This window comes from Streptomyces sp. NPDC091416, assembly GCF_044756845.1.
Taxonomy (GTDB): Bacteria; Actinomycetota; Actinomycetes; order Streptomycetales; family Streptomycetaceae; genus Streptomyces.
Genome location: NZ_JBIVTU010000001.1, coordinates 1020560 through 1031881, shown reverse-complemented (window position 1 = coordinate 1031881; position 11322 = coordinate 1020560). Strand labels below are relative to the sequence as shown.

Here is an 11322-nt window from a genome sequence, read left to right as displayed (position 1 = left end):
GTTCCTCAGTGGACGGGGTGCATGGTGCGCTTGAGCCAGGGTGCGGCGGCGATGACGGCCACACCGGCCACCACCGCGATGGCGCCGTTGACGCCGAAGTAGGCAGGGTTGGAGACCTCGCCGTACAGCTTCACGATCTGTGCCTGGATGCCGTTGGCGAGAGCCAGGGAGAGGAACCAGAGGGCCATCGTCTGGCTGGCGAACGCCTTCGGGGCGAGCTTCGTGGTCGCGGACATGCCGGAGGTCTCCAGCAGGATGTCGCCGAGCCCGAGCAGCAGGTACGAGCCGACGATCCACCAGGCGGCCATCTTGTACGTGTCGTCGGCGTGCCCGGAGGTGGGCAGGACCATCAGCAGGAACGAGAGCCCGCCGAGGATCACCCCGATCGCGATCTTGTTGGACGCGTGCGGCTGGCGCGGCCCCATCTTCGCCCAGACGGCCGCGACCACCGGAGCGAGCGCCACCTCGAAGGCGCCGAGCGCGGAGGCGTACCAGCTGGCCGGGAAGTGGAAGCCGAAGATCTCGGTGCGGGCGTTGGTCGACGCGAGCAGCATCATCGTCGAGTACGCCTGGAAGAGGATGAAGTTGAACACGACGGAGGCCAGGAACAGCACCACGTACGGGCGCAGCCTGCCGCGCTCCTCCGCGGTGACCCGGGGGCTCCTGAACATCACCGCGAAGTACACGACCGGTGCGATCACGGAGACGAGTGTGAGCAGGTCGACGAAGCGGTCCATCGTCAGCCAGCCCGCCAGCGCCAGCGCCGTCGCGAGCGCGGCGACCACGACGAAGCCGATGATCATGAGCCGGACCGCCCGCCGCATGGGCCCGGGGGCCAGTGCGAATTCGGCGGTCCTCTTTCGCCCGGCCAGGTGACGTCGGCCCAGCACGTACTGGATCAGGCCGAGCGTCATACCGAACGCTGCGGCCGAGAAACCCCAGTGCCAGCTCGCGTGGTCACCCAGCCAGCCGGTGACCAGCGGGCCGAGGAACGCGCCGATGTTGATGGCCATGTAGTAGAGGGCGAAGCCGGCGTCACGGCGCTCGTCCTCGGTGCGGTAGAGCTTGCCGACCATGGTGGCGACATTGGGCTTGAGCAGGCCCGTTCCGGCACTGATCAGACCCAGGCCGACCCAGGTCATGGCGTTGGTCGGCACTGCCATGGCGTAGTGCCCGCAGGCGATGAGGATGCCGCCGTACAGGACGGCGCGGTACGAGCCGAGGATCCGGTCGGCCAGCCAGCCGCCGGCCACGGAGACCAGGTAGACGAGGGTGCCGTAGGCGGCGGAGACGGACGCGGCGGTGCCCGCCTCCATCCCCATGCCGCCGTTGCTGACGGCGTCGGCGAAGTAGAGCACCAGGATCGCCTGCATGCCGAGGAACGAGAACCGCTCCCAGACCTCCAGGCCGGACAGGGTCATCAGACCCCGGGGCTGGCCGAAAAAGGCGTGGTCATCGCCCGGCGGAGGCTGGGCGGCTTCGGTGTCTGCGGCTGTGTGGGACAAAGGGGTGACTCCTGATCGTATGAGCTGATCCCGAACATACCGGCGGTGGCGGGAAGGCGCCCACGGTGATCCAAAGGGGACCGGATACGCTGACTTGAGTGATGGCAGCGACACATCGACATTCCGTGTGATCGTCAGCAGACAGGAGATCCCCTCGTGACCGTCGTCGGGCCGTTCGGACTGAGCGTGCGGGACCAGGCTCTTGAGGCCGGTGTCCAGGCCGGTTTGGCTGCTGTCGAGTCGGGGCTGCTCGATGCCACCAAGAGCGAGGTCCCCTTCATCACGGAGGCCGCGCAGCACCTGGTGCGCGCGGGAGGCAAACGGTTCCGTCCCCTGCTGGCGATGCTCGCCGCCCAGTTCGGTGACGCCGACGCCCCGGGCGTGGTGCCCGCCGCCGTGGTCGTCGAGCTGACGCACCTTGCGACGCTGTACCACGACGACGTCATGGACGAGGCCGACGTGCGCCGCGGGGTCGACAGCGCCAATACCCGCTGGGGCAACTCGGTGGCCGTGCTGACCGGCGACTTCCTCTTCGCGCGCGCCTCGCACATCCTGGCCGACCTCGGCCCCGAGGCCGTCCGTATCCAGGCCGAGGCGTTCGAGCGCCTGGTCACCGGCCAGATCCTGGAGACCGCCGGCCCGCGCGACGGGCGCGACCCGGTCGAGCACTACCTCGACGTGATGCGCGGCAAGACCGGCTCGCTGATCGCCGTGGCCTGCCGCTTCGGCGCGATGATGTCCGGCGCCGACGAGTCGACGACCGACATCCTCACCCAGTACGGCGAGCGCCTCGGCGTCGCCTTCCAGCTCGCCGACGACGTCCTCGACATCGCGTCCGACTCCCACGAGTCCGGCAAGACCCCCGGCACGGACCTCCTCGAAGGCATCCCGACGCTGCCCGTCCTCCACCTCAGGGCGCAGGCCGCGGCCGACGGCAAGCCGGACGACCTGGAGCTCGTCGAGCTGCTGGACGGCGACCTGAACGAGCCCGGCAGGCTCGACGAGGCACTGCGCCGGCTGCGCGCCCACCCGGCGCTCGACCAGGCACGACGCGACACCGTCCGGTACGCGCAGGAGGCGCGGGCCACCCTGACGCCGCTGCCCTCGTGCTACGCGAAGGACGCGCTGGAAGAGATGTGCGACGCCGTGGTGCACCGCGCGGGCTGAGCCGCCATCCGCCGGACCCCTACGGGGCGGCGGAGGAACCGCCCGCCGGTGTCATCCCGGAGAGGTAGGCGGAGTTGCACCCGCGGGCTGACGCCTGAAGCCGTCCGATTTGGTCAGATGGAGAACAACCACTCCTGACCAAATCGGGCGAGAATGGCGGCACGGAGTGGACGAGTGCATCCGGACGGAAGCCGCCGACCACGGAGGTAGGGCACACATGGCACCGAACGACAGCGCAGACACCAACGGCTCGGCAGCGCACGGCACCAAGGCCGCCGGCGCGGGCCGCCGGAAGGCGGTGCGCTACATCGTCCCCGTCGCGGTGGCGGGGGTGGCGGCCGCGACGATCGGGCTGGTCCCGGCGCTCGCGAGCTCGGGGGACCCCGAGCTGCCGCGGATCACCGCGCAGGAACTCATCGAGAAGATCGCCGCCTCGGACACGCAGCAGCTCTCCGGCACGGTGAAGATCAGCACCGACCTCGGGATCCCGTCGATGGGCGGCCTGGCCGGCTCCTTCGTCCCCGACGGCGCGGGCGACAAGGGCTCGGCGAGCGCCGACCCGCAGAAGAAGCTCACGGAACTGGCCTCGGGCACCCACACCCTCCGGGTGGCCGCCGACGGCCCCGACAAGCAGCGCCTGTCCATCCTGGACGACGCGTCCGAGTACAGCCTGATCCGCAACGGGGACCAGGTCTGGGCGTACGACAGCAAGTCCAACGCGGTCTACCACGCCGAGAACGAGGCCGGCCGGAGCAAGGAGCGGCAGGCCGCCCCCGAAGGCGTTCCCGCCACCCCGAAGGCCCTGGCCGAGCAGGCCCTGAAGGCCGCCGACGGCACGACGTCCGTCACGGTCGACGGCACCGCGCAGGTCGCCGGTCGCGACGCGTACCGGCTGGTCATCAAGCCCGAGCAGGGCGGCTCCACGATCGGCTCGATCACCGTCGCCGTCGACGCGGAGAACGGCGTACCGCTCAAGTTCACCCTGCGGCCCAGCAGCGGCGGCAAGGCGGCGGTCGACGCCGGGTTCACCACGGTCGACTTCGGCAAGCCGGACGCCTCCTCGTTCTCCTTCACCCCGCCCAAGGGCGCCGAGGTGACCGAGGCGGACGAGGCGGACGCCCACGGGAAGGCCGGGGCCGGGAAGGCGATGGGCGGCCCGGGCGCGTTCGAGGGCATGAACGTGATCGGCAAGGGCTGGAACACCGTCGCCGAGATCAAGACCCCCGGCGGGGCAGTCCTCCCGTCGGCGGAATCGGGCGAGGTACCGGCCGGGGCGCAGCAGTTCCTGGACGCCCTCGGCGACAAGGTCACCGGCACGTTCGGCTCCGGCACGGTCTTCAAGACCCGCCTGGTCAACGCCCTGATGACGGACGACGGCCGTGTCTACGTCGGCGCGGTCACCAAGGACGCGCTGGTGGACGCGGCGAACCGGGCCGGCTGACACCACCGTGTGAGCCGTCGCGCGCCGGCACCGCCCCGTCCCGCCGTAGCCTCCGTACGGTGGGACGGGGCGGACGCGATCTGGGGGAGCACACATGACCGATACCGACACCGTGCCCGTGATCGAGACCCGCGGGCTCACCAAGCGCTACCGGGGCGGCCAGCTCGCCGTCGACGGGCTCGACCTCGCCGTCCCGGGCGGCAGCGTCTTCGGCTTCCTCGGGCCCAACGGCTCGGGCAAGACCACGACCATCCGGATGCTGATGGGCCTGATCGACCCGACGTCCGGCTCCGCGAGCGTCCTGGGCCGTCCCATGCCCGACGCGGCCCGCACCGTGCTGCCCGAGGTCGGGGCGCTGATCGAAGGCCCCGCGCTGTACGGGTTCCTGAGCGGCCGGGACAACCTCGTACGCTTCGACCGCGCCGACCCCACCGCCGATCCGCGCACCCGCAGCGCCCGCGTCGGCGACGCCCTGGAGCGGGTCGGGCTGGCCGCCGCGGCCGGCAAGAAGGCCAGGGCCTACTCGCTGGGCATGAAGCAGCGGCTCGGCCTCGCCGCCGCCCTGCTCCGGCCCCGCCGGCTCCTGGTCCTGGACGAGCCGACGAACGGCCTGGACCCGCAGGGCATGCGGGAGATCCGCGCCCTGGTCCGGGAGCTGGCCGCCGAGGGCACCACGGTCTTCCTCTCCTCCCACCTCCTCGACGAGATCGAGCAGGTCTGCACGCATGCCGCGGTCATGGCCCGGGGCCGCCTGATCACCCAGGGACCCGTCGCCGACCTCGCCGCCGGCACCCTCGGCCGGCTCGCCGTCACCACACCGGACCCGGCCGACGCCGCCCGCGTCCTGAAGGAGCACGGCATCACCGGCATCAGCCTCGACGGCGACCGGGTCCGGGCCGACGTTCCGGCCGGCCCCGTCGAACTCGCGGACCTGAACGCGGCCCTGGTCCACGGCGGCGTCCGGGTCCGTTCCTTCGGCGTCGAACGGGCCTCGCTGGAGGACGCGTTCGTCGCACTCACCGGAGAGGGATTCGATGTCGCAGGCTGAACTCGCGCCGGCCGGGACCACCACGGCCCGGCGCAACCCGCTGTGGACGCTCGGCATCCTGAGCTCCGAGCTGACCACCACCCTGCGCCGCTGGCGTACCCTCGCCCTGCTCGGCGTGCTCGCCGCCGTCCCCGTACTGATCGGAATCGCGGTCCGCATCGAGACGGCCGACGGTTCGCAGGCCGGGCCCGGCGGAAGCGGCGCGGGCCCCGCGTTCCTCTCCCAGGTCACCAACAACGGCCTGTTCCTGGTCTTCGCCTCCCTCGCCGCGGTCCTCCCGGTCTTCCTCCCGATGACGGTGGGCGTCATCGCGGGCGACTCCGTGGCGGGCGAGGCCGGCGCGGGAACGCTGCGCTACCTGCTGGTCGCACCGGCCGGCCGGACCCGGCTGCTGCTCGCCAAGTACGCCTCCATCCTGGCCTTCTGCCTCGTCGCCACCCTCGTCGTCGCCGCCTCCGCACTCGCCGTGGGCGCGCTGCTCTTTCCCGTCGACGAGCTCACGACGATCTCCGGGACCCGGATCGGTTTCGGTGAGGGGCTGCTCCGGGCGGGCCTCGTCGCGGTGGCGGTCGCCGCGTCACTGATCGGCTTCGCGGCACTCGGGCTCTTCGTGTCGACCCTCACCAACAGCGGAATCGCGGCCATGGCGGCGACGGTCGGGGTGCTGATCACCGTGCAGATCCTGGACGCGATCCCCCAGCTGAGCGGGATCGCCCCGTACCTCTTCTCGCACTACTGGCTGTCCTTCTCGGACCTGCTGCGCGAGCCGTTCTACTGGGACGAGGTGGTGAAGAACCTGGAGCTGCAGGCGCTGTACGCGGCGGTGTTCGGCTCGGCGGCCTGGGCCAGGTTCACGGCGAAGGACATCACCGCCTGAGAGGACAGGACCGGCTCCGGCAGCCGTACCGCCGGCCGGCGAGCCGTCCCCCGATCGGCTCGTCGCGGCACGAACGGCACGAACGGTGCGAAAGTCCAGGAACGAGCCGACACGGTACGTTCCGTTTCCCGCATGGGCATTGTTCGACTTCTGGCGACGGACTGTCAACAAGGATTGGCTCGAACAGACCTATGCTCACCGAATGATCACATCGCCGAGTTCGCTGCGCCGGAGCGAGAGCTCACGCAGGGCAACGCTGGAGGCTGCCCTCGAACTCTGTACGGAGAAGGGGTACGGCCGCGTCACGGTCGAGGCCATCGCGGCCCGGGCGGGCGTCAGCAAGAAGACGATCTACCGCTGGTGGCCGTCAAAGAGTGCGGTGCTGCTGGAGGCGTTCACGGAGGCTTTGGTGACCGCCACCCCGTTCGCCGACACCGGCGACATCGCCACGGACCTGCGCACCCATGTGACGGGCGCGGTGAGATTCCTCGCCGATCCGCCCTTCGGTCCCGCGTACGCCGGCATACTCTCCGAGCTCCACCACGACGACGCCCTGGCCGAAACGGTACGCACCCAACTGATCAACCCCCGCTTCGAAGCAGCCGTCGACCGCCTGCGCGCCGCCCAGGACCAGGGCCAGATCCCGCCGGGAGCCGACCTGCGCCTGGCGGTGGAGATGCTCTACGGCCCCGTCTACTACCGCCACGTCCTGCGCAAGCCGATGCAGGACGCGCAGACGGTGGCGGCCCTGGTCGGGCATGTGCTGCGGTCGCTGGGGGCCGGGGGAGTTGAGGGGCGGGCCCGTGGTCCTGTGCATCCGGGTGAGTGAGCACGCCCATGCCCGGGACACCTTGCTGCCGGGGCCCGGGACGTACGCCCCTGAGCGCCTCGGCGGAACCCGCTGCCCACCTGGATCTCGTCGACGATGTGGGCGATCACCCATAAGCCCAGGCCGTTCCCGGAGTCCCCGATGCGCCCCCGTCGCTCTTGGTTCCTGGCGGACTTCGCCGCCGGGGCGGGCCGACCGAGGCGGTCTGGGTCAGTGGCCGAACACCCGCTCCAGGACCACCGCGACTCCGTCCTCCTCATGGGACAGCGTCACCTCGTCCGCCGCCGCCCGCAGGAGTGGATGGGCGTTGGCCATCGCCACCCCGTGACCGCAACTGCGAAACATCGGCACGTCGTTGGGCATGTCCCCGAACGCGATCGCGGTGGCCGGGTCCAGGCCCAGGTGCTCGGCGGCCGCCGCGATTCCGGCGCCCTTGTCGACGCCGTACGGCTGGAGCTCGACCGTCCCCGGACCGGACAGCGTCACGGTGGCCAGGTCGCCGACGGCCGCGTGGGCGGCGGCCGCCAGAGCGTCGTCGTCCAGGTCCGGGTGGCGGATCAGTACCTTGATGACCGGCTCGGACCACAACTCGTCACGGTGACGGGCTCGCTGGGCCGGCAGTGCGGGGTGCGGCATCAGATAGCCCGGCTCGATCAGGGTGCGGCCGTCGGCCCCGTCCTGATCCACCGCTGCGAAGACCCGGCCCACCTGTGCCTCGATCTTGCCGAGGGCGGCATCGGCCAGCTCCCGGTCCAGAGGGGTGGTCCGGACGATGTGCGCCGCCCCGGCGTCGTACAACTGCGTTCCCTGCCCGCAGACCGCGAGCCCCTGGTAGCCCAGCCCCGCGAGCAGGTCCCGCACGCCCGGCACCGGCCGCCCGGTCACCACCAGGTGCCGGGCTCCGGCGGCAGCGGCGAGGTTGAGCGCGGCGCGGGTGCGGGGGCTCACGGTGTCGTCGCGACGCAACAGGGTGCCGTCCAGGTCCGTGGCGACGAGGGCATATGCGGGCGGGAGGGGCATGGGGCAAGCCTAAGGAGATCCGCGTTCCACTGTGCCGCGCTGACCTGCGGCGACGGTCCGGTACGGAGAGGCGGCCCGGAGAGTGCGGGGGCGTACCGGGAGGAAACGTACCGGCTGGCTGCCTGCCCGTCTGCTTCCGGGAGCGGGGCCGGCCCGCTGCACGGTCCCGGTGACGCAGGACCGGGCAGTCCTGCGAAACCACCTGACGGAGCTCGCCGGCGCGGGCCGGGCCGGCCGCGGTTTCGACGGCCGGCCCGGCCCGGTTCACAGACGGTGCCGCAACCCTCGCCCGACGGAGGTATGCCGCGGCGGCCGATGTCCGGGGCGCGACATACCGGGGACGACCCGCCGCTGTATGTCAGTGCCAGCGCTGGTAAGTGTCACTGTCACCGTAGTCGGGTCCGGTGTAGACCTTGCTGCCGTTGCTGTCCAGAACGCGACCGGTCTGACGATTCGTAAGCTTCCACCCGGTGGCGGTATTCGTCTCGTACCACCGCTGGTACCAGTTGGTCTGGTCGCGACCCGAGCTGCACGGCTCCACGTAGACCGTGTCGTTGTAATTGGTCAGGCACCAGCCCCACTGGTTGACCATGTTCCAGCTGCCATCGCTGTTCTGGATCTCGGTCCACCACACACCGTTCGCGGACTTGCAGTTCCAGAACACGCTGACCGGACCGTAGTCCTCGATGGACGAGAGGCAGTACCCGCTCTTCGCGTGCTTCCACTGAACCTTGCCCCCGTCGACGGCGGATGCAGGATTTGCCAGTGCCAGCACCGTGGCCGGGATCGCCAGCGCAGCCAGGACTGCCTTTACCACTCGCTTCATTTGTGTTGCCCCTCATACCCCGGCGACGGCGGCCTCGTGGCCGCCTCCTGAACGCCGTGTGGTCAGTCGGGACACTAGGTGCGCCTGAGCGCAGCAGTCTTGCCTATTCGTGCACAGCTCTTGACGATCCATCCACGACAGGACGGCGAGGGCGTCCGTCCCTCTGTACCGGCCGCCTGCCGGACCTCGTGGGATGCGCAGCATTGCCCGGCTACGGCCGCTGTCTGCCGGATTCATGGCGGTGCTCGGAGGGTGAGATTCCATAAGCGGATCTGAAAGCCCTGGCGAAAGTCGGAGCTTGAACGATTCCGCAACGTGTGGCGATGGCGTGAATGGGCAGAGCGCGCAGAGTGGGATCCATGAGGTCCTGATAGGCCTTCTGGAGCCGCTGGCGACGGATGAACGCCGCAAGAGTGGTGCCCTGGGATTCGCCGGTGAAGCTGCGGTGCAAATAGCTCAGCGAGACGTTGTGTGCCGCGGCGATCGTGGAGGGCGTCAATTCCGGGTCGTGGAGGTGCTGGCGCACGAAGGTGCGCACCTCGTACAGCATGGTTCGCAGCCGGGTTTCGGGAGGCAGGACGTCTTCGTCCTCAAGCTCTCTGGTGATGAAGCCTGCCAGCAGATCGACCGCTGTAGTGCCGAGGCGAGCTGCATCAAGGGCGCTCAGTGCCGGCATCTGGCGGTCCAGAGCGAGGAGGAACGCTGATAGTACGGCGCCCATTCCCAGCTCTGTCGGTAGCGCGCGACCGACGAGCCGTCGGACTCTGTGTGCGGGAACCGGAAGCATCGATATGGGCAGATCGAAACCAATGCCCTCGACGGACCCGCTGTCGGGGGTGCTGACGAACCTTGTCTCGTACGGTTCGGAACTGACCACCAGGTGCACCTGGCGGGGGAAGATCCGCTGCGCCGGGCCCGAGCTCGATCCGGACCCCATGCCCTGACCCACAGTCAGCATCGTCAGGTGGTAGACCTCTTCGTCACGGGCCCGGATCATCTTGTCCGTCCGTCTGACGTGCAAGGACGGAAAGGATGCACCGAGGGCGATCGCCGGCCCCATCGGTACGTGCCGCATCGTCGCTGTGAACGTGGAGGCATGATCACTGGTCATCTCCGCAGCCCGCAACCGGCCGAAAGCCTCCCTCCACTGCCCAAAACGGTCGACCGGCACATGGGTTTCGTCTTCGACCGGCATGAAATCCCCTTCAGCGAGCTTCCCTTCAAGAACCTGCTGATCGTTCCAGAGCGAGTTGAGCTGCTGGGACTGCACTTGCCGCTCCTGGTGGGCGGAGTGTCCGGGGTACGGGCTGATCTTGTTCCTGACAGCCTTTGGGAGCGGGCGGTCCCGCTGCTGCTGCCTGCTCCTCGACGCCGCCAACGGTGTCCCGGGCGGCTTCGCGCTCCGGGCCGGGGCGGCCCACAACTCGGCCCGGTGGAGGGCGCGGTGGGCCGGCAGCCTCACCCGCGATTAGCTCTGCGTCTCCTCACGGCGTCCCCCAGCGGCCGCGTCGGGTACGAGGAGCAGCTTGCCGGTGGTACGCCGAGCCTCCAGATCGCTGTGGGCCCGGGCGGCGTCGGACAAGGCGTAGCGGCCCGTTACGGTGACCTCAAGTGCCTTGGAGCGCACCCACTCGAACACATCGGCGGCCCGTCGGAGCAGTTCGGACCGATCGACGATGAAGTCCCCGAGGCTGGGCCGGATCAGCGTCAGCGAACCTCCGTGGGCGAGCCGGATCGGATCGAACGGCGGCACGGCACCACTTGCCGCGCCGAAGAGCACGAGATGGCCGCGGGTTCGCAGGCTGGCGAGGCTCGCATCGAAGGTGTGCGCGCCGACGCCGTCGAAGACGACCGGCAGTCCCTGGCCGCCGTTGAGCCGCCTCACCTCGGCTGCGAGATCGTCTACCGCGGAGGAAAGGATCGCCTCGGCGGCTCCGGCACGCTTCGCCAGCTCGGCCTTCGCCGTGGTCGACGTCGTGCCGATCACCCTGCCGCCGAGATGGGTGATGAGCTGGGTCAGAAGCAGCCCCATGCCACCGGCAGCCGCATGCACGAGCACCGTGTCGCCCCCCTGAACCGGGTAGGCGTCCTTGACGAGATAGTGCGCGGTCATGCCTTGGAGGAGCACGGCGGCGGCTGTCTCGAAGCCGATGTCGTCGGGCAGCGGCACCAGCCGGGAGGAGTCCACGACGGCCCGCTCGGCATACGTGCCGGGAATCTCCACCCAGCCGACCCGGTCCCCGACTGCGACGTCAGCGACGCCGGGGCCGATCTCGACGACCGTGCCGGCGCCCTCGGCGCCCGGAGTGAAGGGCAGCGGGAGGCTGTACCGGCCTTCGCGGTGGTACACGTCGAGGAAGTTGACCCCGGATGCGGCGACCTCGACGACCGCCTCGCCCGGACCCGGCCGCGGCGGGTCCACCGTGGCCTCCTGCAGCACCTCGGGACCGCCCACTTCGTACACCTGAATCGCTCGCATGTGCCCTCCACTATCGGCTCGTCCCCCACCAACCCCGCTGATGGCGATCCGATTCCCGGCCAACAGGCCGGCCCGCCGCTTCCGCACCGCCGTAGGGCCACCCGCTGCCCACGCCCGGCTTGTGCGGACC

At 70.1% G+C, this 11322-nt stretch carries 10 protein-coding genes; 5 read left to right on the top strand and 5 right to left on the bottom strand.

Translation table 11 applies throughout. The annotated features are described in order from the left end of the window. Positions 1-5: 5 nt before the first annotated feature. Positions 6-1505: a peptide MFS transporter gene (locus ACIQMX_RS04585; protein ID WP_363071403.1), complete on the bottom strand. Its 1500-nt coding sequence runs from the start codon at positions 1503-1505 to the stop codon at positions 6-8. Positions 1506-1661: 156 nt separating this feature from the next. On the opposite strand from ACIQMX_RS04585, the gene ACIQMX_RS04580 reads away from it, so the two are divergent. The 5 genes from ACIQMX_RS04580 (at position 1662) to ACIQMX_RS04560 (ending at position 6867) form a co-directional block, all read left to right on the top strand. Continuing rightward, positions 1662-2672, top strand: a complete 1011-nt coding sequence (locus ACIQMX_RS04580) for a polyprenyl synthetase family protein (RefSeq protein WP_363071405.1) — start codon at positions 1662-1664, stop codon at positions 2670-2672. A 217-nt stretch (positions 2673-2889) separates the two neighbouring features. Next, positions 2890-4113, top strand: coding sequence for an outer membrane lipoprotein carrier protein LolA (locus ACIQMX_RS04575; RefSeq protein ID WP_402474879.1), 1224 nt, complete (start codon positions 2890-2892; stop codon positions 4111-4113). Between the two features lie 94 nt (positions 4114-4207). Continuing rightward, entirely contained in the window at positions 4208-5161 is a 954-nt protein-coding gene (locus ACIQMX_RS04570; RefSeq protein ID WP_402474876.1) for an ATP-binding cassette domain-containing protein, read from the top strand. Further along, on the top strand, positions 5148-6038 hold the full coding sequence (locus ACIQMX_RS04565; protein ID WP_402474873.1) for an ABC transporter permease: 891 nt from the start codon (positions 5148-5150) through the stop codon (positions 6036-6038). Before ACIQMX_RS04570 ends, ACIQMX_RS04565 begins: the two co-directional genes overlap by 14 nt. Before the next feature lie 202 nt (positions 6039-6240). Then, positions 6241-6867, top strand: a complete 627-nt coding sequence (locus ACIQMX_RS04560; RefSeq protein WP_363071413.1) for a TetR/AcrR family transcriptional regulator — start codon at positions 6241-6243, stop codon at positions 6865-6867. Positions 6868-7077: 210 nt separating this feature from the next. Here the strand turns inward: ACIQMX_RS04560 and ACIQMX_RS04555 are convergent, their stop codons facing one another. The 4 genes from ACIQMX_RS04555 to ACIQMX_RS04540 form a co-directional block, all read right to left on the bottom strand. Next, positions 7078-7887 carry an HAD family hydrolase gene (locus ACIQMX_RS04555; RefSeq protein WP_363071415.1) on the bottom strand — a complete coding sequence of 270 codons (810 nt, stop codon included), beginning with the start codon at positions 7885-7887 and terminating at the stop codon, positions 7078-7080. A 358-nt stretch (positions 7888-8245) separates the two neighbouring features. After that, complete coding sequence (locus tag ACIQMX_RS04550; RefSeq protein ID WP_402474870.1) at positions 8246-8713, bottom strand: RICIN domain-containing protein; 468 nt, start codon at positions 8711-8713, stop codon at positions 8246-8248. A 211-nt stretch (positions 8714-8924) separates the two neighbouring features. Further along, a complete protein-coding gene (locus ACIQMX_RS04545) occupies positions 8925-9983 on the bottom strand; it encodes an AraC family transcriptional regulator (RefSeq protein WP_402474867.1) in 1059 nt (352 codons plus the stop codon). Between the two features lie 198 nt (positions 9984-10181). Further along, on the bottom strand, positions 10182-11192 hold the full coding sequence (locus tag ACIQMX_RS04540; protein WP_402474865.1) for a quinone oxidoreductase family protein: 1011 nt from the start codon (positions 11190-11192) through the stop codon (positions 10182-10184). Positions 11193-11322: the final 130 nt, after the last annotated feature.

Excerpts from the sequence above, each read along its gene's own strand:
- ACIQMX_RS04575 (WP_402474879.1), top strand. The coding sequence starts at position 2,890 with ATGGCACCGAACGACAGCGCAGACACCAACGGCTCGGCAGCGCACGGC.
- ACIQMX_RS04570 (WP_402474876.1), top strand. The coding sequence starts at position 4,208 with ATGACCGATACCGACACCGTGCCCGTGATCGAGACCCGCGGGCTCACC.
- ACIQMX_RS04565 (WP_402474873.1), top strand. The coding sequence starts at position 5,148 with ATGTCGCAGGCTGAACTCGCGCCGGCCGGGACCACCACGGCCCGGCGC.
- ACIQMX_RS04560 (WP_363071413.1), top strand. The coding sequence starts at position 6,241 with ATGATCACATCGCCGAGTTCGCTGCGCCGGAGCGAGAGCTCACGCAGG.
- ACIQMX_RS04555 (WP_363071415.1), bottom strand. The coding sequence starts at position 7,887 with ATGCCCCTCCCGCCCGCATATGCCCTCGTCGCCACGGACCTGGACGGC.
- ACIQMX_RS04550 (WP_402474870.1), bottom strand. The coding sequence starts at position 8,713 with ATGAAGCGAGTGGTAAAGGCAGTCCTGGCTGCGCTGGCGATCCCGGCC.
- ACIQMX_RS04540 (WP_402474865.1), bottom strand. The coding sequence starts at position 11,192 with ATGCGAGCGATTCAGGTGTACGAAGTGGGCGGTCCCGAGGTGCTGCAG.